Origin of the sequence: Hugonella massiliensis, assembly GCA_001486445.1 — a bacterium.
GTDB classification, from domain to species: Bacteria; Actinomycetota; Coriobacteriia; order Coriobacteriales; family Eggerthellaceae; genus Hugonella; species Hugonella massiliensis.
Genome location: LN908986.1, coordinates 919,632 through 944,373, shown reverse-complemented (window position 1 = coordinate 944,373; position 24,742 = coordinate 919,632). Strand labels below are relative to the sequence as shown.

The 24,742-nt window shown below is 61.0% G+C and carries 18 protein-coding genes and 4 tRNA genes; all 22 read left to right on the top strand.

What is annotated here, in order from left to right; translation table 11 throughout:
* Nucleotides 1-28: 28 nt before the first annotated feature.
* Nucleotides 29-1,585: a 2,3-bisphosphoglycerate-independent phosphoglycerate mutase gene (gpmI, locus tag BN3270_RS06670; RefSeq protein ID WP_058986355.1), complete on the top strand. Its 1,557-nt coding sequence runs from the start codon at nucleotides 29-31 to the stop codon at nucleotides 1,583-1,585.
* 84 nt (nucleotides 1,586-1,669) lie between these two features.
* Nucleotides 1,670-1,921, top strand: a complete 252-nt coding sequence (secG, locus tag BN3270_RS06665) for a preprotein translocase subunit SecG (RefSeq protein ID WP_058986354.1) — start codon at nucleotides 1,670-1,672, stop codon at nucleotides 1,919-1,921.
* A gap of 60 nt (nucleotides 1,922-1,981) precedes the next feature.
* Nucleotides 1,982-2,072: transfer RNA gene (locus BN3270_RS06660), tRNA-Leu, on the top strand.
* 981 nt (nucleotides 2,073-3,053) lie between these two features.
* A complete protein-coding gene (locus BN3270_RS06655) occupies nucleotides 3,054-4,274 on the top strand; it encodes an arginine deiminase (RefSeq protein ID WP_058986353.1) in 1,221 nt (406 codons plus the stop codon).
* A gap of 188 nt (nucleotides 4,275-4,462) precedes the next feature.
* Nucleotides 4,463-5,908, top strand: coding sequence for a basic amino acid/polyamine antiporter (locus BN3270_RS06650; protein ID WP_058986352.1), 1,446 nt, complete (start codon nucleotides 4,463-4,465; stop codon nucleotides 5,906-5,908).
* Nucleotides 5,909-5,981: 73 nt separating this feature from the next.
* Nucleotides 5,982-7,103, top strand: coding sequence for an aminotransferase (locus BN3270_RS06645; protein ID WP_058986351.1), 1,122 nt, complete (start codon nucleotides 5,982-5,984; stop codon nucleotides 7,101-7,103).
* Between the two features lie 207 nt (nucleotides 7,104-7,310).
* A tRNA-Gly gene (locus BN3270_RS06640) sits at nucleotides 7,311-7,386 on the top strand.
* Between the two features lie 52 nt (nucleotides 7,387-7,438).
* A tRNA-Cys gene (locus tag BN3270_RS06635) sits at nucleotides 7,439-7,512 on the top strand.
* A 51-nt stretch (nucleotides 7,513-7,563) separates the two neighbouring features.
* Nucleotides 7,564-7,638 (top strand) — tRNA-Val (locus tag BN3270_RS06630).
* Between the two features lie 314 nt (nucleotides 7,639-7,952).
* On the top strand, nucleotides 7,953-12,203 hold the full coding sequence (locus tag BN3270_RS06625; protein WP_148335505.1) for a fibronectin type III domain-containing protein: 4,251 nt from the start codon (nucleotides 7,953-7,955) through the stop codon (nucleotides 12,201-12,203).
* A gap of 965 nt (nucleotides 12,204-13,168) precedes the next feature.
* Nucleotides 13,169-15,094, top strand: coding sequence for an NADH-quinone oxidoreductase subunit 5 family protein (locus BN3270_RS06615; RefSeq protein ID WP_271711947.1), 1,926 nt, complete (start codon nucleotides 13,169-13,171; stop codon nucleotides 15,092-15,094).
* A gap of 12 nt (nucleotides 15,095-15,106) precedes the next feature.
* Entirely contained in the window at nucleotides 15,107-15,979 is an 873-nt protein-coding gene (locus BN3270_RS09695; RefSeq protein ID WP_058986348.1) for an NADH-quinone oxidoreductase subunit H, read from the top strand.
* Between the two features lie 15 nt (nucleotides 15,980-15,994).
* Nucleotides 15,995-16,477, top strand: a complete 483-nt coding sequence (locus tag BN3270_RS06605) for an NADH-quinone oxidoreductase subunit B family protein (protein ID WP_058986347.1) — start codon at nucleotides 15,995-15,997, stop codon at nucleotides 16,475-16,477.
* A gap of 6 nt (nucleotides 16,478-16,483) precedes the next feature.
* The gene (locus BN3270_RS06600) at nucleotides 16,484-16,981 is read left to right on the top strand and encodes an NADH-quinone oxidoreductase subunit C (RefSeq protein WP_058986346.1); all 498 of its coding nucleotides are present in this window, start codon (nucleotides 16,484-16,486) and stop codon (nucleotides 16,979-16,981) included.
* A complete protein-coding gene (locus BN3270_RS06595; RefSeq protein WP_058986345.1) occupies nucleotides 16,982-18,070 on the top strand; it encodes a hydrogenase large subunit in 1,089 nt (362 codons plus the stop codon).
* A gap of 4 nt (nucleotides 18,071-18,074) precedes the next feature.
* A complete protein-coding gene (locus BN3270_RS06590; protein ID WP_058986344.1) occupies nucleotides 18,075-18,509 on the top strand; it encodes a 4Fe-4S dicluster domain-containing protein in 435 nt (144 codons plus the stop codon).
* A gap of 71 nt (nucleotides 18,510-18,580) precedes the next feature.
* Nucleotides 18,581-19,273, top strand: coding sequence for a CDP-alcohol phosphatidyltransferase family protein (locus tag BN3270_RS06585; RefSeq protein WP_271711946.1), 693 nt, complete (start codon nucleotides 18,581-18,583; stop codon nucleotides 19,271-19,273).
* Between the two features lie 221 nt (nucleotides 19,274-19,494).
* Nucleotides 19,495-20,850: a D-alanyl-D-alanine carboxypeptidase family protein gene (locus BN3270_RS06580; RefSeq protein ID WP_271711945.1), complete on the top strand. Its 1,356-nt coding sequence runs from the start codon at nucleotides 19,495-19,497 to the stop codon at nucleotides 20,848-20,850.
* A 39-nt stretch (nucleotides 20,851-20,889) separates the two neighbouring features.
* On the top strand, nucleotides 20,890-21,327 hold the full coding sequence (locus BN3270_RS06575) for an FHA domain-containing protein (RefSeq protein WP_058986343.1): 438 nt from the start codon (nucleotides 20,890-20,892) through the stop codon (nucleotides 21,325-21,327).
* 52 nt (nucleotides 21,328-21,379) lie between these two features.
* A complete protein-coding gene (locus BN3270_RS06570; protein WP_058986342.1) occupies nucleotides 21,380-23,137 on the top strand; it encodes a thiamine pyrophosphate-dependent enzyme in 1,758 nt (585 codons plus the stop codon).
* Nucleotides 23,137-23,748 carry an indolepyruvate oxidoreductase subunit beta gene (locus BN3270_RS06565; protein WP_058986341.1) on the top strand — a complete coding sequence of 204 codons (612 nt, stop codon included), beginning with the start codon at nucleotides 23,137-23,139 and terminating at the stop codon, nucleotides 23,746-23,748. Before BN3270_RS06570 ends, BN3270_RS06565 begins: the two co-directional genes overlap by 1 nt.
* On the top strand, nucleotides 23,735-24,682 hold the full coding sequence (gluQRS, locus tag BN3270_RS06560) for a tRNA glutamyl-Q(34) synthetase GluQRS (RefSeq protein ID WP_058986340.1): 948 nt from the start codon (nucleotides 23,735-23,737) through the stop codon (nucleotides 24,680-24,682). Before BN3270_RS06565 ends, gluQRS begins: the two co-directional genes overlap by 14 nt.
* The last annotated feature ends 60 nt before the right edge of the window (nucleotides 24,683-24,742 follow it).

Sequence of the window (24,742 nt, the reverse complement as noted above, 5' to 3'; positions counted from 1 at the left end):
TCCCAAGAGAAAGCGAGTTGTTCTCCCGATGAGCGACAAGCATTATTATCTGCCGGCGGCCCTCATCATCATGGACGGGTTCGGATTGGCTTCGGCCGGTCCCGGCAATGCTATTTCCCAGGCGCAGACGCCCCATCTCGACGCCCTGTGGAAGCGGTTCCCGCATATGCAGATCCAGGCTTCCTGCGAGTCCGTCGGCTTGCCGGCCGGCCAAATGGGCAATTCGGAAGTGGGCCATCTGAATATCGGCGCAGGCCGCGTCGTTTTTCAGGAGCTCACCCGTATCAACAAGGCCTGCCGTGACGGGAGCATCGAAGAAAACGAGGCCTTCGTCGAGGCTATGCGGGTGGCATCCGCTCCCGATAGCGTCCTCCATATCATGGGGCTCTTGTCCGACGGCGGCGTCCATTCGAGCAACGAACATCTCTATGCCCTTCTTGCCATGGCTGCCAAACGCAAGGTGCCCCGCGTGTTCGTCCACTGTTTCATGGACGGCCGCGACGTGTCGCCTACGAGCGGTGCGGGCTTCATCAAGGAGCTCGAGGAGCGCATCGGTGAGCTTTCCAACGATGCCTGCCAGATTCGCATCGCCTCGATTTCGGGTCGCTACTATGCTATGGACCGCGACACCAACTGGGACCGCGTCAAGAAGGCCTACGACGCCATGGTGACCTGCGAGCCGCACGCCAACTGCGACCCGGTCGCGTTCATGCAGGCGTCCTACGACCGCGACGTCACCGACGAGTTCGTCGTCCCGGCTTCCTTCGTCGACCGTGGCATCGAAAGCCGCGATGCGGCCATTTTCTTCAACTTCCGTCCCGATCGCGCCCGCCAGATGGCGCGGGCCCTCACCGATCGCGATTTCTCCGGCTTCGAGCATCCCGCTGTCTTCCCGCATTTTGTCTGCTGTACCGAATACGACCCCTCTATCGAAGCTGCGGTTGCCTTCCCCAAGGAGTTCCCGCACAACGTGCTCGCCGATGTGATCGCCCAGGCCGGCCTTCGCCAGTACCATATCGCCGAAACCGAAAAGTACGCCCATGTGACCTTCTTTATCAACGGCGGTAAGGAAGAGCCGAAGACGGGGGAGACCCGCACGCTGATTCCCAGTCCCAAAGTGGCTACCTACGACCTCAAGCCCGAGATGAGCGAACCTGCTGTTGCCGACGCCTTGGCGAAGGCGATCGACAACGACGAAGCCGATTTCTACATCGTCAATTTCGCCAACTGCGATATGGTGGGCCATACGGGGTCGATCCCCGCTGCCATCAAAGCCGTAGAGGCGGTCGACGAAGGCGTGGGAAAGGTCGTTGCCGCTTTGGAGCGGAAGCATGGCTTGGCCCTGCTCACGGCCGATCACGGTAATGCCGATGTCATGGTGTCAGAATCCGGCGAACCCTTCACCCAGCATACGACCAATCCGGTGCCGCTCGTCATGATCGACTATTCGGGTCAGAATTGCGCCTTTGCGCCCGTGCCGGAAGGGCAGGTTCCGGCCCTCAGCAATCTCGCGCCGACCTTGCTCGACATGGCGGGGCTCTCCATCCCCGATGAGATGACTGCTCCATCGCTTCTGCGCAAATGATTGCAGCTGTCAGGCATTCGGCTATAATCTTTATTTCGTGCGCGTAGGTCGCACGAGAATGGCAATTCTAGAAAGAGAACTATCGTGACCCCTTTGCTTATCATCTTCCTGATTCTGCTCGTCGTGTCGGGTGCTGGCCTGATCGTTTTCATCATGCTGCATTCCGGTAAGGGCACGGGCATTTCGGATGCCATCGCAAGCTCTCTTTACAATTCGAGCAACGGCACGAGCATCGTTGAAAAGAACCTCGACCGTTTCACGATCGTGTTCGCGATCGTGTTCCTCGTTTCGCTCATCGTGCTCATGATTATTTTTCCGCAGGGGGCAATAAAATAAAAATTTCTCTTTGCAAACGGGGAACGTTCTGTTAAAGTAATCTTCGTTGTCATTCAACACGTCGGAGTGGCGGAATTGGCAGACGCGCTAGCTTGAGGTGCTAGTGCCTAACTAAACGGGCATACGGGTTCAAGTCCCGTCTCCGACACCATCGCCCAAAGAAAGGTCCTCTTCGGAGGGCCTTTTTTCGTATCTATGACGCTGCATCCTTCTTCGTTTTTTCTTTTCTCTCTAGGGTCCTTGCCCCCCCCTCGACGTCCGACGGTGCCTGTGCGGATAGGTGCGACGAGGTCGCGACGCGAGCATCGCCTGTAAGGGGAGCGGTTGGTGCATGTTGAACCAGAAGGAGGGCAGTGTGGCGTGCGCAGGGAAGAGGCGGAGCCTCGCCTATCGAGGCGCTCTGCGCAGAGGGCCCGGTTGCGACGGGGAGAGCTTTCGAATCCCCGTCGGGCCTCCTCGCCATTCTCCGTGTCGCTCTCAGTCCGCCTGCGCAACGTGCAGGGCCTTTGCACGCCGAACGGGAACGAGCGCCTGGAAAGCTCTTTGTGCAAGGGGATTGCACGTGTAAGCTGCCACAGACGTGCGTATCGAGCAGAACTGTGCGAGGGCACTGCAGGATCAGCAGGAATTCCCCGTGCGCCTTGCAGAGGCGGTCTGAGAGCGCCTGCCAGCGGTGGACGCGTTCCTTTCGACTCTGTAATGAGATTCTTGCATAAAATGCCATAAATAATGAATAGCCTATCGCATCTATCGTAGCGTCGTTTTGTATCGACTGACAGAGAAGGGCCGATACGAGAGGATAAGGGCGTTGGATTATGCAATGAATTGGATAGAAAATGCATATTGACAATGAATATGATATGCATTGTAAAGAAAAACCCCAGGTCAGAGCTTCATAAGGTATCTGTATATCGTGTCATTGACCTCATAAACAGAAAGCATTTTCGAAAACAAGTACCATCCGCAAGCAAAAACATACCGCATACCGACAATAGTGTTTAACAGAATGTTCATAATTGCTTTTACCGGTGCGCAGAGTAAAGTGTGCGGTATCGGAGGTTCGACCGAATAGACACGGTCAACTTCCACTACCTGGTGAGTTGCATATTCTTGCAAAGAAAGGGGAGCCTACATGACCGGAGTCAACGTCAAGAGCGAGATCGGACCGCTCAAGAAGGTCATCCTCCACCGTCCCGGCAACGAGCTTCTGAACCTCACGCCCGACACCCTCGAGCGCCTGCTGTTCGACGACATCCCGTTCCTCGAGGTCGCCCAGCAGGAGCACGACGCCTTCGCGCAGACCCTGCGCGACGAGGGCGTCGAGGTCGTCTACCTCGAGGACCTCATGGCCGACGTCGTGAAGGACCCGGCCCTGCGCGCCAAGTTCGTCGAGCAGTGGATCGAGGAGGGCGGCGTCCACACCGCCAAGTGGCACAAGATCATCGCCGACTACCTCGACTCGGAGTTCGCCGACCCCAAGGCCCTCGTCGAGAAGACCATGACGGGCATCAACCTCTCCGAGCTCGACGTCGACCGCTCCAACAGCCTGATCGACCTGGTGAGCTCGCCGACCAAGATGGTCATCGACCCCATGCCCAACCTCTACTTCACCCGCGACCCGTTCGCCATGGTGGGCAACGGCGTCACCATCCACCGCATGTACTCGGTCACCCGCAACCGCGAGACCATCTACGGCCAGTACATCTTCGACAACCACCCCGACTTCAAGGGCACCCCGCAGTACTACCACCGCGACTACGCCTTCCACATCGAGGGCGGCGACGTGCTCAACATCAACGACCACGTGCTCGCCATCGGCATCTCCCAGCGCACCGAGCCCGACGCCATCGACACCCTGGCCAGCGGCATCTTCGCCGACGAGACCTCGACGATCGACACGATCCTGGCCTTCGACATCCCCAACAGCCGCGCCTTCATGCACCTCGACACGGTCTTCACGCAGATCGACTACGACAAGTTCACGATCCACCCGGGCATCCTGGGGCCGCTGACCGTCTTCGAGCTCACCCCGGGCGCCGACGGCAAGGTCAACGTCAAGCGCCTCGACTCCGACCTCGAGTCGATCCTGACCAAGTACGTCGGCCAGCCGGTCAAGCTGCTCCAGTGCGGCGCCGGCGACCGCATCGCCGCCGAGCGCGAGCAGTGGAACGACGGCTCCAACACCCTGTGCGTGCGCCCCGGCACCATCGTGGTCTACCAGCGCAACAACGTCACCAACGACTACCTCTACAAGGAGGGCCTCGACCTCAAGGTCATCCCGTCCGCCGAGCTCTCGCGCGGCCGCGGCGGCCCGCGCTGCATGAGCATGCCGGCCTGGCGCGAGGACCTCTAGGGTCTCTTCCCTTGGACGTTCTCACGTCCCTTCATTTCGTCTATGCGGTCTCCTTCGCTCGCGCAAGCGGGGGAGACCTCGTAGGCCGCCCGAGCTGTCTGCGCGACGGAATATGTTTCAACATTGCGTGACGCAGTCAGATGGGAACTCGGGCGGCGTTTTCACCTATTTACAAGGAGGATTCTCTCATGGGAGAAAATGCTAAGGGTGTAGGCCTGTTCGGCCTCATCGGCCTCGTGGTCAGCTCCTGCATCGGCTCCGGCGTCTTCGCCTTGACCGGCCAGCTGGCCAACGTTGCCGCCCCCGGCTCTGCGCTTATCGCATGGGTCGTGTGCGGTCTGGGCTTCCTGTTCCTGGCGCTCTCGCTTGCGAACCTGGGTGCCAAGCGCCCCGACGTCGAAGGCATCTACCAGTACGCGTCCGAAGGCTTCGGTCCCTTCGCCGGCTTCCTTTCCGGTTGGGGCTACTGGCTGTCGGCATGGCTGGGCAACGTCGGTTTCGCTACGATGGTGGCTCAGGTGTTCGGCAGCCTCATGCCGGGCGTCTTCGCCACCGAAACGGGCGACCCCAACATTGCCGCCATCGTGTGCGTGTCGGTGTTCCTGTGGCTGATCACCTTCCTCGTCATCAACGGCGTGGAATCTGCTGCCTTCCTCAACGCGGTGGTCATGGTCGTTAAGGTCGTGTCCATTCTGCTGTTCATCCTGTTCTGCATCATCAGCTTCAACGCCGGCATCTTTACGGCCGACTTCTGGGGCACTATGGAGCGTAACGCGGTGGTCATGGCGGCCAACGGCGTTGAGCTCGGCGATGTGGCCACGCAGGTTACCAACTGCATCCTGATTATGATGTGGGTCTTCATCGGCATCGAGGGCGCAACGGTCATGTCCAAGCGCGCTGCCAAGAAGTCCGAAGTGGGCACCGCTACCATTCTGGGCCTCGTCGTCCTGCTCGTGCTCTACATCGGCGCTTCGATCCTGCCCTACGGCGTGATGGATTACGCTGACCTTGTCGCGGCTCCCAAGCCCGCTACCATCACGGTGTTCGACGCCATGGCTCCCGGCTGGGGCGGCACCTTCATCTCGATCGCGATCATCATCTCGGTGCTCGGTTCCTGGCTGTCCTTCACCATGCTGCCTGCCGAAACGTCTTCGGGCATGTCCGACGACCATCTGCTGCCGGCTTCTTGGAACAAGATGAACGCCAAGAACGCTCCTCAGATGGCTCTGATTATCGTGGGCGCGTGCACTCAGGTCTTCCTGATCATCGCCTTCACTGCCGCCGATGCCTACACCTTCGCTATCAGCATGTGCACGGTGACGATCGTTATCACGTGGGCCTTCGCTGCCGCCTATCAGGTGAAGTATTCGGCTGAGCAGCACGACGTCAAGAACCTGGTCTTCGGTGTGATCGCCCTCGTGTTCCAAGTTGTCGGCGTTCTGTTCACCGGCTGGGGCTTCCTGCTCCTGGCCTGCCTTGGCTACGTCCCCGGCTTCTTCTTCTATCTGAAGGGCCGCAAGGAAGGCGGCGCCAAGGGTCTGTCCCAGGGCGAAAAGGTCGCCTGCGTGGTCATCACTATCCTGGGCATCATCTCGATCCCGCTCACCGCAGTGGGCATCATCCCGGTGTTCTAATCCGTTGTTCGGTAACGAAAGGGGAGGCGGCTTGCGCGGGCTGCTTCCCCTTTTTTAATTGGAGGAGAGATTCATGAAAATCAAGACCATCGGAGTCGAAGACTATCTGAACGTGTGGGAGCACGACGCGAAATGGGACATCGCCCAATCGACCATCGACAGCCTCACGATGGAGGAAATCCTTGCGCTGAGCGATGAGGAGGGCGCCCACTTCTACGACCGCCTCAACAAGGAGAAGATGAACTACGGGTGGATCGACGGGTCCCAGGAGTTCCGCGAGGAAGTGGCTGCGCTCTACGAGCACGTCGACCCCGCCAACGTCTTGCAGATGAACGGCGGCACGGGCGCCAACCTCAACGCCATCATGGCCCTTGTGGAACCCGGTGACCACGTGATTGCTGAATACCCCACCTACCAACCCCTCTACGACCTTCCTGAGGCTCTGGGCGCCGAGGTGGACCACTGGGTCATCCACGAAGAAGACGGATGGCAGCCCCGTATCGACGAGCTCAAGAAGCTCATTCGCAAGGATACCAAGCTCATCTGCATCAACAACGCGAGCAACCCCTTGGGCACCTGCATCCCGCGCGATCTGCTGGAAGAAATCGTGGAAGTAGCCAAATCGGTAGGCGCCTGGGTTCTGGCCGACGAGGTGTTCTTCCCGGTTGAGGATACGGATCAATATGTGAGCGTGGCCGACCTCTACGACAAGGCGGTGGCCACCAACTCCATTTCCAAGCGCTATTCCGTGCCGGCCGCCCGCGTGGGCTGGACCGTGTCGAACGCCCAGCTTGCCGACCACATGCGCCATCTGCGCGACTACACGATGATCTGCGCCGGCGTCTTCAACGATGCCCTCGCCACCTTGGTCTTGCGCAACCGTGAAGCCATCCTCGACCGCAATCGCGCCATCATTCAGAAGAACCGCGCCATTGTGCAGGAATGGATCGACCATGAGCCGCGCGTGTCTTGGATTCCCCCCAAGGGCGTGTCGGTGAGCTACATTCGCCTCGACATCCCCGAAGACGACGAGAAGTTCTGCTTGGATATCCTGGAGGACGAAGGCGTGCTCTTGGTACCCGGCAGCCGCTTCGATTTGCCCAAGGGTGCGCGCCTGGGTTACTGCGCCAAGGAAGAGACCCTGCGCACGGGATTGGGAATTCTATCCGACTATCTGAAGAAGAAGTTCGACTAGGCTCCGCCTTCGGAGGTTTACGCGCGAGCGTCCCTCATCCGAGAGCAGGGTGGGGGGACGCTGCCGGATTGAGCCAACACATGTTGAATCTCCTGTTTATGTGGCTTTGACCTGGGTGTTTGTCCACACAAGGTCCCTTTTTTGAAAAAAGTTGAAATTTGGGGCTTGTCAGCTTCGCTCGTTTCCGTATAATACTTCCTTGCGCACGCGGAGTTGGCTCAGTTGGTAGAGCACCACCTTGCCAAGGTGGGGGTCGCGGGTTCGAATCCCGTACTCCGCTCCATTGTTCAAGATGAGCCGATGGAAAGCGATTTGCATCGGCTCTTTTGTAAAATGGCGACGTGGCCAAGTGGTAAGGCAGAGGCCTGCAAAGCCTTCACCCCCGGTTCGAATCCGGGCGTCGCCTCCAACTACTTGGACAGGCTAGCATCCCTCGCTTGCAGATGCGCACTACATATTCGGGCGTTTAGCTCAGGGGGAGAGCGCTTCCCTGACACGGAAGAGGTCAGAAGTTCAAATCTTCTAACGCCCACCATTCATTCGCAGGCCAGAGGATATTTCCTCTGGCCTGTTTTCGTATCTATAGTCCGGGTGGAACGAACCTGGTACGAATCGTCCCGCGCTTTGAATCGTCCGGGACCCCTGATGTGCCGCGCGTATCCACGGCGCTCTTCCGGTTGTGTCCGGTCCCTCCGCCTGCCTGCTGCAGCCGTCCCATGTTGCTGCGCCTTCATACTTTGGAATGACGCGCGTTGCTTTCATGCCGTCGAAAATCACCTAGAAGCTGAACACCTATAGCCTGCAGGCAGAATCAGCCGAGCAGGTGGACTTTCTAGGATTGGAGCGACCATGACAACGCGCCCCACACGCATGCGGTGGCTGCCCGTAGTCTCCGGCGTCGTCGCGGCGATACTCGCATGTACCGTCCTGACTGCGACGGCGCTGGCCGACGACGCGCTGAGCCCCGGCCCCTACTCGGAGGGCAGCCAGCTGAGCACCGATGCATACTCAGCCCTTGGCCTCTCTGTCTCGGACGACACCGGTGACGCCGGCACCTATGCCCCCTATGGCAACGACGAGAACGTGAGCACCACCCTGCTGAGCGACGACGAGGTCTACATGGCAGCCAACGGCGCCAAAAACAACGTATACACGCTGCGGGGGAAGCTCAACCAGCTCTACGATGCCAACACGTACGCGGAAGGTTTGATTGGCTACACCACGATCTCTGACGACTACGGGGGGATGAGCGGAGCTTATCTGTTCTGGCCCATTAACGAGCTCTACGGTACGAGCAGCGATTCAGGGACAGCCGTGGATATGGTTGAAAAGGGCGTTAGTTACTACTCGCCGCTCAGCGACAACGAGAATGACGTCATCAAGGGGTCTACCAACAACGGATTCAGCGGCAAGTATGCCACCAGCGTCTCGGCAGACCTTGGCAGCGGCTACAAGGACCACGTCGTCGAGCTGCGCGCCTATGGAAGCCAGTACTACACCATGGTCGGCAACCGGCAGTTGAGCGGCGCCTTCGCGGTAAAGGTATTCTCGCTTGACGCAAAGGGGAACCGCACGGAAGTCGCGAGCTTCAGCCCCACGGTCAATGACAGTCAGATCCAGGTGAATGATTACACTGACGAGCTGGCATACCTCCGGGCCGGCTACCTGCAGGAGTACGACGCCTACTTCGAAGTGGCCGCCGCGGATGTGGACGCAGACGGCGTGGACGAGGTCTTCTGTTACACGGGCTGCTACAAGGACGAGAACGGCGAGCGCCTGGCCTGCATCGACATGTGGGACCTGCAGCCCGACAGCTCCTGGAGCCACACCCAGGAGTGGGTGGACTGCGGCCAGGCGTCCTACTACGTCACAGATGATGAGCTTAACCAGATCCGCAACAGCAAGGATGACCCCACCGCTCGAATGCAGCTCATGAAGGCCCCGGTGGTCACCCTTGCCGGCGGCGACCTCGACCGCCACGGCGGAGAAGAGCTTGCCATCACCGTCTCCGCGCCCACGAACCACGACAACCCGACCGACGCGGCCCGCTGCTACATCTACACCTGGGATGACACCGCAAAGCGACTCTCCGCCGTCGTAAACGACGGCTTGGGCGACGACTATATCCCCCTGAGCACGACCGTCGGGGCAGCCTCCGCCATGGTCTCTGCCAACTGCGCCTTCGGAACCTTCAGGACGAGCGACACTGATACGGCCACGACCCTCGTCATTGCCGGCTGGGACTGCGGTGGCAGCTCAAACGCGGAGTATGCCAACTTCGGCTACCGCTACGTGTACTATGACGCATCCCAGGACGATTTCGTCGTCTCCGACTACATCCGCAAGGCCCTCGGCAAGGACGCTGCGCACATTACCGAGACCGCCTGCAAGGACGCGAGCCAGGACGGCCGATACCGTCCGACCTTGGCGCCCTTCGCCCTGGGCGCCGCACGCTTGAACGGCCTCAACCAGGGTGCCGCCGAGAACGACGACGTTCTCATGGGCGGAGACATCTACTCGTTCAGTCTCTCCGCTGGGGTGAGCCTCGACACTCTCGGCAGCATCAGCCTCACCTCTGACCAGGTGAACTCGAACCGTTACACAAAGGGCAAGGAGCAGGTCTGGATCGGCGACGTGCGCGTGGGCGCCGTGTCGGGCTCCAGCCAGTACGAGGAGAGCTTCCTCGCCGTCACGGGCGTCCACCGCGACGAGGACCTCGGCAAGGATGACGACTACTACTGGATGGACGTCTCGCACTTCTCTGCCAAGTGGTCTGACGGCAAGCTCCGGGGCTACACCACCGGTGAGGAGGGCGTCATAAACGAGAGCGTCCGTGTCCACGGCACGACGCAGTACGGATGCTGGATCAGCCTGTGCCTGCCCAACGTGGACCACGACGGCATGCAGGTGCGCTTCAAGGCGGCGGCCGAGTACTACACTGCGCCGCAGTTGCTCGCGGTGCTCCAGGGGTCCCCGTACTTTCAGGACCTCCAGGACAGCTATGACTACCTCAACTACGGCGGCACCGCGTTTGGCTCTGAGTCCAGCAGCGCCTCTGGCTCCGGCTGGTCCATCGAGGGAGAGGCCGGCGTCTTCGGCGAGGCGTCGGGCGGCTTCCTTGGGCGCGTGGAGCTCGAGGGGGAGCTCACGGGCCATGCGGGCTACGAGTACCAGAGCTCCTCGACGCTCTCGTACGGTGTGGACTACGACGCGCACGCGGCCGAAGGCAACAAGGCCGTGGTGTACGCCGTGCCCATCATGTACTACTGGTACGAGGTCAGCGACTCCAGCAGCCCGGAGTGGACGGACGTCGTCATGCCCGTGTTCCTCACGCCGGTCACCTCAGTCGTGAGCCAGGAGACCTGGGACGAGGCGGTCGAAAATTTCGACCTCGACGCCAGCGTGAGCAGTGACAGCTCCACGCCGCTCACCTACAAGGTCTCCGACGTCCTCAACAACAGGCAGGGCGACCCCGCCAGCTACGGCGTCGACACCCTGACCAAGACGACCCTGCTGCCTACCGCCAAGCGTGCCTTCACGTACCAGCTTGACGGGAAGGACGCCTGGTCCATAGCCTCGAACGAGGAGGGCGTCGCCACGGCGCAGACCATCGCGGCCGAGAACGAGACCGAGAAGACCGTCGACGTGGGCGGTGCCGTTGCTCTGCAGGTAGGTGCCGGTTTCGGCATTGGGGAAAACGAGATCGTTACCGGCATGGTGTTTGAGCTGTCGGGCGGCTACACGACGCTGAAGTCTAGCTCCACGGGCTTCTCGTTCACGGGTACCGTGGACAACCTGCCCGAGGCTGCCGAGGGCTACGGCTTCAGCTGGAGGCTCGCGGTGGACCAGAGCTCCTCCGACATGCCCAGCGACGGCACGCGTCCCGCCACCAACCAGTTCTGGATCGTGGGCTACGACGTCACCAACGTGAAGCAGCCCGAAATCCCCATGGTGAGCGGCTTTGCCACGACCGGTGCCAGCTACGATGCCACCACGGGCAAGGATGCGGTCACCCTGTCCTGGAACGACATTCTGACCTCCGACCAGAAGGCGAATGGCTACAAGTACGCGGTCGCCATGTACCCCGCGAACGATGATGACCACTACAGCTACGCCTACACGCTGGACGGCTCCGCCACAAGCTACGTCTGGGCCGGCCTCTCCACCAGCAGCAACTACCGCTTTGCGGTGTTTGTCGTGGACGGCACGGGTAGGCAGGCGAGCCTGCGCTCGCCCATCGTGAGCGTGACCACGCTGCCGACCGGCGACGCCATGGCCGTGAGCGGCGTCAACATCCAGGGGCAGGCCAACACAGGCGACGCGAGCGACACGTCCACCAGCAAGGCGACGCGCAGGATGGGGGAGTCCCTCACGCTTGACATGAGCGGCAGCTACTACGACTCCACCTCCGCCAACCCGGACAAGCAGCCGCTCTTCCGCTGGTATCGCAAGGAGGCCTCAAAACCCACCTGGCAAGAGATCTCGTCCGGGCCCACCGTCAGCACCCAGGACAACAAGACCTACACGTCCACCTACGCCATTGACGAGGTGACGGCGGAGGACGATGGCACGGTGTATCGCTGTGACGTGAGTTACAACAACATCGTGGTCTCGTCCCAGACGGTCACCCTTGATGTCACGCACACCTACTCGATCGCCGATTCTGCCAACACGTACTCGGCAACCAGGAAGCGCGTCAACTATCTGAACGCCGGCCTGCTCCGGTTCTTCCGGCCGGTTGCTGCCGAGAACGAGTCTGGCCTCAAGCCGGATGAGGGAGGGACCACGGACAGCGGCAGCGCGACCGGTGGCACCACGGACAGCGGCAGCGCGACCGGTGGCACCACGGACAGCGGCAGCGCGACCGGTGGCACCACGGACAACGGTAACGCGATTGACGCCACGACCGATGGCGGGACCAGCGCATCCGCTGGCACGAGCGCTGCCACAGGCTCCGCAAAGGCGGACTCCACGTCGGGCACACCTCAGACGGGAGACACCGTGCCGGGCATCGGGACACTGGCCCTTGTCGGCTTGGCTGGCACTTCGGTCCTGGTGGCTGCGCTGGCGCTCCGCCACCGTTCCAAGGACCGTGGCTAGCGACCTGTAGGGATCTGTGGCAGGCGATAAGGGTCTGCACCCGCGACCCCTTCGCCACGGCAGACGGTGGCTTGCTGCCCCACACCCCGCCCGTCCTGTTGGGCAGGCGGGGCATCCCGTTTGAGACGGAGGCTTCGATGCTCAACCACAAGCTGCTACGTGCCGTGCTGCGCAACACCGGCCTTGCCCGCGCCGCATGGGGGGTTCCTGGCGACGTTCGTTGCGGCGTCCGCGCTGCTCGCGCTGATGGATTCAGGCGACGTGCGGCTTGCGCCTGGGCGAGTGCCTGTCGCTCGAGAGGAGCGATGTCGGAAAGCTCGACGGCCTGACGTGCCTCACGGTGCGCGAGGAGGTCTCCAAGACGCACAAGTCAAGGACCGTCCCCATGACGACAAGAGGGCCTCAAAGGCCCTCAGAAGGCGTTTGGAAGGCGAAGTGGACCGGAGAGCCCACGTCGCTCGTCTTCGGGCACTCCGAGGAGAAGAACCTCAACTCGTACACCGACGCCACGCACACGAGGGCGCTCATCGACATGCTCGACGGGACGCACTCTCACGTGCGTCTGCCTGCCTCTCGCGCGGGCCTTGTGCACGGCTCTTCAGGTTTCTTGCCCCATATCCTTCAAATCGTGGTGTTTTATCTGTCGCCTCGAGCTTTGGCGGGCTAACCATGAGACCTGATGTGCGCGGCTGATGCACAGAAACTCTATTTCTGCCTAACATTCTCAAGGAAAGGGAATTCCCGGTCGATTTCTGCCGGCCGTTCGTGTAGACCGAGGTGAGGAGTTAGTCGTTGCTCCTGCTATTGTGTGAAAACCTTATGGTGACGGAGACTCTCGATGCTCCGTCTACCGAAGGGGTTCTCCCGTAGGCTGGTGCTTCAGGTGGCGGACGGCCAAAACCCCTATCTTAGGAACATGGCTTTTCGTCATGTTCATGCTTTATATCGTGCAAGGAGTTGATCGCGTGGTCCACATCGGATTCCTCGTGTGCCTTCCGCTCATAACCGCCCTTTTGCTGATGGTTGTGCGCGCAAGCAAGGCACGAAACGCCATCGTATATGCCTCGGCGGCTCTCATCGCCGCCGATTCGCTGTGGCTGTCCTTTTCCGAAATGGGCACGCAGGGCGTGTACTTCACGTTTTCGTCGTCGGTCATCGATGCCGTTGCCACCCTCGCGAGCGTGGCCATCGGCGCCTGCATCATCGCCTATGCAGTGCGCTATAAGAATATCTGGGCCGGTATCCTGGCCGTCGTCCAGCTCGTCGGATCCCTCGTCTTCGACTTCTCGTTCGCGCATGCCGTCGAGGTCGAGCAGGGGCTCTATTTCGACTCCCTCTCGTTGATCATGGCCTTCATCATCGGCATCATCGGTACGGGCATCTGCGTGTACGCTGTGGGCTATATGGAAGACTTCCAGAAGGAGCACGAAGGCGAGAAGGACCGTCGTCCGACGTTCTTCGCCATCATGTTCCTTTTCCTCTCGGCCATGTACGTGATCGTATTCAGCAACAACATGACGTGGGCCTTCACTGGATGGGAGGTCACGACCCTCTGCTCCTTCCTGCTCATCGGCTACACCAAGACCGACGAGGCCATCCGCAACGCCTTCCGCCAGATCATCATGAACATCGCCGGCGGCTTGGGCTTCCTTGCCGCCCTCTATTTCAGCGCCGGCGTGATGGGGACCCTCGACTTCAGCCAGTTCCTTCAGATGGGGCTCATCGCTCCAGCGCTCGTGGTGCTTCCGGTCACCTGCCTTACCTTTGCCGGCCTTACCAAAGCGGCTCAGATGCCCTTCCACACCTGGCTGTTGGGAGCTATGGTCGCACCGACGCCGACGAGCGCCTTGCTTCATAGCTCTACGATGGTGAAGGCGGGCGTCTTCCTGCTCATCAAGCTCGCACCCCTCTACGCGCTCTCGGTCATTCCGTCGATGCTCGCCATACTCGTGGGCGGCATCACCTTCTGCCTGGCCTCCTTTATGGCCATCAGCCAGAGTAACGCCAAGCGCGTCCTTGCCTACTCGACGATCGCCAACCTCGGTCTCATCGTGGCATGTGCTGGCGTCGGTACGCCCGAAGCCGTCTGGGCGGCCATCTTCCTGGTCGTCTTCCACGCGGTGGCCAAGTCCCTGCTTTTCCTGTGCGTGGGCACGGCCGAGCACCATATCGGGTCGCGCGACATCGAGGACATGGACCTGCTATTCGAGCGCATGCCCAAGTTGGCCCGCCTCATGATGCTTGGCATCATGACGATGTTCATCGCCCCCTTCGGCATGCTCGTGTCGAAATGGGCCACCCTCGTGTCGATCATCGACGTCCACCAGGTGGCGCTCATCATCCTCCTGGCCTTCGGGTCTGCCGCTACCTTCATGTTCTGGGCCAAATGGCTCGGCAAGCTTTCGGGAATCGCTGCAGAGCAGAAAGACGTCGAGCTGTCGGTGCATCCGAGCGAATGGATCGCCCTCTACGTTATGGCCGGCCTGATCGTCGTCCTCTGCGCCTTGCTGCCGGTGGTAAGCGATTGGTCGGTGCTCCCGTACCTGCAGAGCGTCTACGGTTCGGTGGCCGCGCCCATCGGCAACGACCTGCTTTGGATCATGTCGATTCTCGTCGTCGTGGTCGCCATCGTTCTCTTTGGGGGTCTCAACCGCGCACCCAAGGACGTCCGCAAGGCCAGCGTGTATATGTCGGGCGTGGGCGTCAGCAGCGAAGCCCGCACCTTCATCAACTCGATGAGCGGCGAGACCCAAGCGACCGTGCGCAACATGTACCTCGAAAACATTTTCGGGGAAAAGACGATCAAGCCCATCGGCGAGATTTCCTGCACCTTGCTTATCGTGGCGGCCTTCGCCGTGTCCCTGTCCCTTTCGATTTCGGTTCTGTTTTAGGAGGGAGTTGACATGACTACGTTCGTTGCTACCGTTATCGGTTCTGTCTGCTTCGCCGTACTCGCCCCGATTGTCGGCTGCTTCCTCGACGGACTTGATCGAAAGATCAGCGCCGGCATGCAGGGCCGCGTGGGCCCCAAGATCATGCAGCCCTACTGGGACGTGCGCAAGCTTCTTCAGAAGGAGAAGATGAGCGTTAACACCGTCGAAGGCACCTACATCGCCTGCGCCCTCTTCTTCGCGATCGTTGCGGGCGGCATGTTCTATTCGGGGGGCAACTTCCTTCTGTGCACCCTGGTGATTACCCTGTCGAGCCTCTTCTTCATCATGGCGGCCTATTCCACGCGGTCTCCCTTCGCAGAAGTGGGCGCCGCGCGCGAGACCTTGCAGGTCATGTCCTACGAGCCCATGGTGCTCTTCACCGCCGTGGGCATGTACCTGATTGCCGGCACGTTCGATGTGGCGGGCCTTTTCGATCTGCGCCAACCCCTGATCTGCTTCGGATGGCCCATCTTCCTCGGCCTGCTGTTCATCCTCACGATCAAGCTGCGCAAGAGTCCCTTCGACATCTCGAGCAGCCATCACGCCCATCAGGAACTGGTCAAGGGCATCACTACCGAGATGAGCGGCCCCACGCTCGCCAAGGTGCAGATTCTGCATTGGTGCGAGAACGTTCTCTTTCTTGGATGGACGGGCATGTTCTTCCTCTACGCAGGGCCGGCTTCGCTTGTCGTAGCGCTTGTCGTCGTCGCCTTGGTCTACTTCCTGGAAATCTGGATCGATAACAACTTTGCCCGTGTGAAATGGCAGGTCATGCTCAAATGGGCTTGGATCGTTGCCTTGGTTGCCGGCGGCTTAAACATCGCCGTTTTGGCGTTCGCGTAATTGAAGGAGGGCCGTATGTCCTTTATGAGCAAATCCCCCTGGGTCATCCACTACGATGCGTCGAGCTGCAATGGCTGCGACATCGAAGTGCTCGCGACTCTCTGTCCCGGCTTTGACGCCGAACGCTTCGGCGTCATCAACACGGGCAATCCCAAGCATGCCGACATCTTCCTGGTGACGGGAAGCGTAAACTCCCGCAACATCCACGTGATCAGGGAGATTTACAACCAGATGCCGGAACCCAAGGCAGTCATCGCCTGCGGTTGCTGCGCGTGCGAGGGCGGCGTCTTCCATGATTGCTACAACGTAATCGGCGGCGTCGATCGAGCCATCCCCGTCGACGTCTACGCCCCCGGGTGCGCGGTGCGCCCCGAGGCCTTGATCGACGCGATCGTCGAAGCTGAAAAGGTGCTCGAAGAGAAATACGAGGCAATGAAGAAGGGCGAGCACGCGCCGATCATCCCGCTCGATGCTCCCGTATTGAAGAAGGGGGCCTAAGACGCCATGACCGTCAAGCAAACATTCACCGATATCGAGCTCTCGGAGCTCGTCGACTTGGCTGCCGAAAAGCAGGCCGCCGGCTATCGCTGCGTCAACACGCATTGCGTCAACGGAGTCGATGGGGTTGATATCATCTACACCTTCGTGGTAGACGGCGGCGACGACGTCTATGAGAACTACCGGGTGAAAAACGTCCCTCACAAGAGCCATATCCCCTCGATTCAGGGTTCCTTCCCCGGCGTGTTTCCGTTCGAGAACGAAACGCAGGATCTCTACGGCCTCACGGTCGACGGCATGCTGCTCGATTTCCATTTCAATTTCTATTCGACCGATATGAGCGAGCCGATGACCGTCATCACGCCTGAAAAGAAGGCGGCTATGGAAAAGGCCGCCAAAATCGCCAAGGCTAAGGCCGCCAAGGCGGCGAAGGACGCGCAGGCGAAAGCCGCGGCATCCGCTGCGCCGACAATGACGCAGGCTGAAGAAGGGGAGGACAAGTAAATGGGTAAAGCGACGATCATTCCCTTCGGTCCCCAGCATCCCGTTCTGCCCGAACCCCTTCATCTCGACCTTGTGGTGGAAGACGAAACGGTCATCGAAGCGGTGCCTCAGATCGGATTCATCCATCGCGGCTTGGAAAAGCTCACCGAAACGCGCGATTACAACCAGTTCATCTATATCGCAGAACGCATCTGCGGCATCTGCGCCGTGGGGCATAGTCTGGGCTATGCCGAAACGGTCGAGGGGCTTATGGGGCTCGAGGTCCCCAAACGCGCTTCCTACCTGCGCGTGATCTTGCATGAGATGAGCCGCATCCACTCGCATATGCTGTGGATGGGCCTCGCCGCGGACGCCTTTGGTTTCGAGAGCCTCTTCATGCACTGCTGGCGTCTGCGCGAGCGCGTGCTCGACCTTTTCGAGGCCATGACGGGCGGACGCGTCATCCTTTCGGCGGTGCGCGTGGGCGGCATGGTGCGCGACCAGGACGCCGCCACCTTGCAGCACGTGCAGGAGGTGCTTGAAGGCATCAAGGGCGAATACGACGAGATCTGCCGCGCCTTCCTCAACGACGCGAGCGTGCGCAGCCGTTTGGTGGGCGTGGGCGTGATCGAGCACGACGATGCCGTCAAATTCGGCATGGTCGGCCCGTTCGCGCGCGCATCCAACGTGGTCAACGACGTGCGCTGCAAGGGGACGGGCGCCTACGCTGAGCTGTCCGATTTCACGCCGATCACTTCCACCGACTGCGATTGCTTTGCGCGCGTCGAAGTGCGTGCCAAGGAGATCCTCCAGTCGATCGACATCATCGAAGAGATGATAGCCCGCATTCCCGAAGGCCCCGTGTTCGAAAAGCCCAAAGGCAGCCCCTCCGACGGCGCGATGGCCTGCGGCGCCCTGGAACAGCCGCGCGGTGAGTGCTATTACTTCGCTCAGGGCAACGGGACCAAGTATTTGGAACGCATGCGCATGCGCACGCCTACGAGCATGAACCTCGCCGGCATGGCTGCCGCCCTGAAAGGCTGCGATCTTGCAGACGTGAACATGATCGTGCTCACCATCGACCCGTGCATCAGCTGCACCGAAAGGTAGGGACATGGGTTCGTTCAAATTGGGGAAAATGACCCTTAAATCGCTGTTCGGCAAACCGAGCACGGTGCTTTACCCCTTCGAGGAAAAGCCCCTGCCGGCGGGCATCAAGGGGCATATCGAAAACGACATCGCGGCCTGCACCCTGTGCGGCACCTGTTCCCGGGTGTGCCCTTCCGGCGCCCTTGCCGTCGACCGCAAGGAGGGCACCTGGAGCATCGATCGCTTCCGGTGCGTGCAATGCGGCTCATGCGTGCTCAACTGCCCGGTGCCCTGCTTGACCATGGCTCCCGGCTACCAGAAACCGTCACGCCAGATTTCACGGGACACGCTCGAGAAGCCGGCTCCCTCGGCCGAAGAGCTCGCCGCCAAGGAAGCGGCCAAGAAGGCGAAAATTGAAGCTGCTATGAAAGCAAAGGCGGCGCGTGAAGCTGCGAAGTAGTTCTCGCACGCGGTAGGGTATCATGCAGACGGGTACGCACACGTGCGTACCCGTTTTTCGTGAAAGGAAGCGTGCAGATCGTGGTAGAACAGGCAAGCAAGCGCCCTCAAGGCAACCAAAGCGACCCTATCGATGCCGTCTTCACCGTTGCCAACGTCATCAGCTTCATCCGCCTCTGCATGGTGCCGGCGTTTCTCGTGCTCTTGCTCATGGGCAACGACCTTGCGGCGACCGTCGTCTTCGCGCTCGCCGCTGCAACCGATTTCCTCGACGGGCAGATCGCCCGCCGTACCCATACGGTAAGCAAGCTCGGCCGTATTCTCGATCCCGCCGTCGATCGGCTGCTCATGATCTGCGGGGTTCTCGGGGTCTTTCTCGTAGGTCGTGTCCCCTTGTGGATCATCATCCTTGTCGTGGCGCGCGACCTTGGCATGATCGCCGGGTACACCTACCTGCTCAAGCGTTGGAACGTCCGTGTCGATGTGATCTACCCGGGCAAGGTGGCCACGACGTTCTTCTTTATCGGCTTTGCCGCCCTCATCCTCAATTATCCGCTCGTTCCCGGGCTCGGCCTCTGCGATGTCTCGTGGCTCCCCGGTTTCAACGCCCAGCCGGCAGGGTGGGGCATCTGGTTCATCTATGCCGGCTTGGCGCTGTGCATTTACACCACCGTCTATTACGCCCGCACGGGCGCGCGCAAGGTACGGGCGGTCAAGGCGGGTGATACGAGCGTCGAGGACGACACTCTTTCGACGTCTCGTTAGGTCCCGGCGCACGCGCCGCCTGTCCTGGTTGATCGGGTGGTGGCGTTTCCCAGGATGCGCCCTTGTCTGCACTGGTTGGCGCAAGGACGTGTTCTCTGAGAAGATGCGTGCGCGGCCGGCTCTTTTTCTCATGGCAACGGTATAGTTGTCGCATATGCGTCGTCAAAGCCGAGGTTGTGATGTTGATTTCTTCCTATAGCGAAACAAAGGCTTCCCATCGCGTGCCCGCCCGCCTCCTTGCGGTCGTGTGCGCTGTGGCCCTCTGCCTTCCGGGCGCCGCGTGGGCCGACGTGCGCACGAGCGACATCGTCGCCGGCCAGACGATTCAAGACGCCGGCATCCCCTCGTCCAAGGCCCCCAGCATAGCGGGCGATTACGCGATCGTCATGGATTCCGACGGCATGGTGTATTTCGAGCGGGACGCCGATGCTCAAGTGCATATCGCTTCTGTCACCAAGGTTATGACGGCCGTGGTGGCCCTCGATTCGGTACCGCTCGATACGCAGGTCGTCATCAGTAAGTATGCAGCCTCGATCGGCGAATCGACCGCCTCGCTCAAGGAAGGGGACACCATGCCCCTTTCCGAAGCCCTGAAAGCCCTTCTTTGGCCGAGCGGCAACGATGCGGCCGAGGCGATCGCGGAAACGGTGGGGGCGATGATGCTGCAGTCGGAAGGCAAGGACGCGTCCGACGCGACGGCTTGTGCGGCCCGCTTCGTTCAGGCCATGAACGACAAGGCGGCCGAATTGGGGATGACCAACACGGTGTACGCCAACCCCCATGGGCTCGATGGCGACAAATACCCGGGGGAGATGCATTCTACGGCGCGCGATGTGGCGACCCTTGTCTCCTATGCGGCGCAGAAGTCGGCTATCACCGGCATCACCGGCATCGATGGCGGGACCTGCACCGTTACGCGCGGCGGTCAGCAGGTGGGCTTGAAGCTCGAGAGCACCGACTTGTTGCTGAAGTCCTACGAGGGCGCCTTCGGCATCAAAACCGGGTTCACCGACAGCGCGGGCGAATGCTTCGCGGGCGCGGTGAAGAAAAACGGCGTCACCCTCTATTCGGTGGTCCTTCACAGCGCCACCGAGAAATCGCGGTTTACCGACACGAGCACCCTGTGGGATTGGGTCTTTGACCATCGCATCGATTACGCCTTGGCGCAGACCAGCCAGACCACTGTAGACCAGAACGGCAATGAGGTACCCCTTGTCGCTGCGGTTCCCGACGGGGCCTGGACGGACAAGACGGTGAAGGCCACCTTGGCCGACCCGACCGCCTCCGTCAAGGTGTTCGACCTGCACGGCAATGTGAGCCAATCGGTGGACTACCGCGACCTTTCCGGCACCGTCGAAGCCGGCGACGTGGTGGGCACGATCACCTACTACCAGCACAACGAAGCGATTGCCACCCAGGACCTCGTCGCCACGGAAACCGTTGCGGGTCCCAACGTGCTGGAGTCCCTGGGGGTGTGGTGGACGCGGCTTACGGCGGGGATAACGGGCGCGCAGACTCAGGCGGATGCCCAGCTGTACAATGAGACGCCGCTCATCAACGACAGGACGCAAGCGTAGGGATGCTACGCTATGCTGTAGCTATACAGGAGGACCGATATGAACAGATGCCCCGTATGCAACGGAGAACTGAAGGCAACCGATACCGTCTGCCCGGCGTGCGGCTTCAAACTGGTGGGCTCCACCCAGGAGTTCGAGCCCATCTCGCTTGAAACCCCCCAGGCTCAGCCGAAGCCCGCCGCTCCCAAAGAGGCAACCATGCGCATCGTGCGCGGGCCGCAGAACATGGATACCACCTATCATCTCGATCATCGCGAGATGACGGTAGGCCGGTCCCCCCAGTGCGACCTCTTTTTGAACGACATGACCGTATCCCGTTCCCATGCGGTGATTCTGCCGGTGGGGCAGGGGTTCGCCATCAAGGACGAGGGCAGTTTCAACGGGGTCTGGATCAACAACGAAAACGTGTCCCAACGAACCCTGCACAACGGCGACATCGTGCAGATCGGGGCATTCTGCCTTTTGTACAGCGAATAGGACGAGCAGAGGGCGCAGGATGCCGTCCTGCGCAGAGCGAGAAGGAGACCGTATGCAGCTCTTGTCGGGCAACGAGGCAATCGCGCAGGGCGCATGGGAAGCGGGTGCCAACATCGGCGTCGGCTACCCGGGCACGCCGAGCACCGAAACGCTCGAGAACTTCGCGAAGAAGGACCGCGTGTACGCCGAATGGTGCCCTAACGAAAAGGTTGCCGTCGAGGTCGGCGTGGGTGCGAGCGCGGCAGGTGCGCGCGTGCTCGCGACGATGAAGCACGTCGGCGTCAACGTTGCCGCCGACCCCCTGTTCACCGTTGCCTACACGGGCGTGAACGGAGGCTTGGTCGTGCTTGCCGCCGACGACCCGGGCATGCACTCGAGCCAGAACGAGCAGGACACCCGCTTCTACGCCCTGGCGGCGCACATTCCTCTGCTCGAACCGTCGGATTCGGCCGAAGCCCTCGCCTTCACGAAGGCGGCTTTCGAGCTTTCCGAGCGTTTCGATATGCCCTTCTTCATTCGCAGCACCGTGCGCGTGAGCCATGCCAAATCGCCAGTCGAGGTGTCCGAGCGCGTCGAGCATGAGGTCGATCCCGCCGCCTACCAGAAGGATCCGGCCAAGTGGGTTATGATGCCCGCCTTCGCCAAGCCTCGCCGCCTGTCGCTCAACGAGCGTCAGGCCAAGATCAGCGCCTGGGCCAATACCTGCCCCTTCAATCGCATCGAACCCGGTTCTAAAGAGATCGGCATCGTCTGTTCTGGGGCGGCCTACCAGTACGTGCGCGATGCCATGCCCGAAGCGTCGATTTTGAAGATCGGCCTTTCATGGCCCCTGCCTGAAGAGCTCCTCCATACCTTCGCCGACTCGGTCGACGCGGTCTACGTCGTCGACGAGGCGTCCAATTACCTTTCCCTCAACGTCAAGGCTGAGGGCGTGCCGGTGGCCGCCTTCCCCCATCCGCTCCCCGAAGCGGGGGAGCTTTCGCCGCGCGCCATCGCCCTCGCTTTCGGCAAGGAGGTTCCCGCATCCAGCGAGACCCCGACCGACCTCCCTGGCCGACCGCCGGCCTTGTGCCCCGGCTGCCCCCATCGGACGGTCTTCAAAGAATTGACCCGTGCCAAATGCATCGTGACGGGCGATATCGGCTGCTACACTTTGGGTGCCTTGCCTCCGCTTTCCGGCATGGACACGACCATCGATATGGGCGCTTCCGTTTCTATGGCCCATGGTTTCGAGCTCGCCTGGAAGGGCAAGACCCATCGGCCGGTCGTCGGCATCATCGGCGACAGCACGTTTGCCCATTCGGGCTTCTCGAGCTTGCTTGACATCGCCTACAACAAGGGCGTCGCGACGATTTGCGTGCTCGACAACCGTACGACGGCCATGACCGGCCACCAGGGCAACCCCTTCAATGGCGTCACCCTGCAGAACCGACCCTCACGCGAGATGGACATCGCGACGATGGTGCGCGCCATCGGCATCGAGGACGTCGTCGAGGTCGACCCCAACGATGTGAAGGCCACGCGTGCGGCCATCAAGCGTGCGACGCAGAATACCGAAGATGTGTCGGTCATCGTTTTCAGGAGCCCCTGCGTTTTGCTCAAGGGCGCTTTCACGCCGGGAGCTCCCTATTACGTGAACGGGTCCTGCACGGCATGCGGGGTCTGCGTGTCGATCGGCTGCCCCGCCCTTGCACGCGAGGAGGAATCGGGGCATGCCCTCATCGACCCCGATATGTGCGTGGGGTGCGGCCAGTGCGCCCAATACTGCGCCTTCGACGCGATCGAGCAGCTTCCGGGAGGTGTGCGCTAATGAGCGGCCAGGTTACGGTGAACAGCGATAAGGCAACGACGGTCCTTTTGGTGGGTGTAGGTGGTCAGGGCACCATCCTCGCTGCCGACGTGCTCGCGAAAACGGCTATCGCCAACGGCTTGCAGGTTAAGCTTTCCGAAATCCATGGAATGGCCCAACGCGGCGGCTCGGTGTCGACCATCGTCCGTCTGGGCGCCCAAGTCAATTCCATGGTCTGCGATTTGGGGTGTGCCGACTACTTGCTCGCCTTCGAGACGACCGAAGCTTTGCGCAACATCTCCTATCTGCGTACGGGCGGTATGCTCTTGGTCAACGACGAGGCTATCAAGTCGCAGCCGGTCCTTACCGGCCGCGCCCATATGCCCGCGCGAGCCCGCGAGCGCTTGACCTCGATGGGAGCCCATTTGGTTCCTGCTTCCCAGCTGGCCGAACAAGCCGGCAGCCTGAAGTGCGCCAACGTGGTGCTGCTGGGCGCCCTTGCGGCTGGAATGGATTTCCCTCTGGAATCGTGGGAAGAGCAGATTCGCCTGAAGGTGCCGCCGAAAACCATCGATATGAACATCGCGGCCTTCCGATCGGGCGTGGCGAGCGTTCCCCATGGCCAACGCTAGCGTTTCTCCCAGCGTACGCGGTCGATTCGCCCCGTCTCCGACGGGGCGTCTTCATGCGGGCAACGTCTTTTCCTATCTGGTGGCGTATATCGTGGCACATCGGGCGGGTGGCACCATCGCTCTGCGTATCGAAGACCTCGATCCCCAGCGCTCCAAACCGGAATTCGCTCAGGCCTGCCTGCGCGACCTCGACTACCTGGGGCTCGGTTGGGATGTGGGCCCCCTTTACCAGAGCATGCGGACCGAGGCCTACCGCCAGGCCTTTCACAACCTTGTCGACAGGGGACTCGTCTATCCGTGCTTTTGCTCGCGTGCCGATGTGCATGCGGCGTCGGCGCCCCATCGGGGCGAGAAGTTCGTGTATGCGGGGACCTGCCGAAATCTGACCGAAGATGAGCGCGCTTCGCGTATGCGGCACCTCCAAGCCCAAGGGCGGTCTCCCTCGATGCGGCTTATCGTTCCCGATCGCACCTATGTGATCGACGACCTCTTTCAGGGCCGCTACGCGCAGAACTTGGCGGTCGATTGCGGCGACTTCCTTATCTGTCGCAGCGACGGGGCCTTCGCCTACCAGCTTGCCGTGGTCGTTGACGATGCCGCACAGGGTGTGACGTCGGTGGTGCGCGGGGTCGACCTCCTTTCGAGTTGCCCCCAGCAGGCCTACCTGCAGGATCTTTTGGGCTTCGAACACGTGTCGTACGGGCACGTTCCCTTGCTTGTGTCGCGCACGGACCGACGTTTGTCCAAGCGCGACCATGATGCGTCGATAGACCAGATGCGGGCTACCTACGGGTCTGCTGCAGGGATTCTGGGCCACATCGCCTTTGTCGCGGGTATGGTGCCCGAGGATAGGCCCGCTACCGTCGACGAGCTCGTTGCCCATGCCGACCTCTCCTCGCTTTCCGGCTGCATCCAAAAGGTGTGGAAGGCCTAGCGGTCTTCAATTCGACGAAAGCGCATCGAACGACGAGCGCCCGTCCTCGGCGGGAGGACG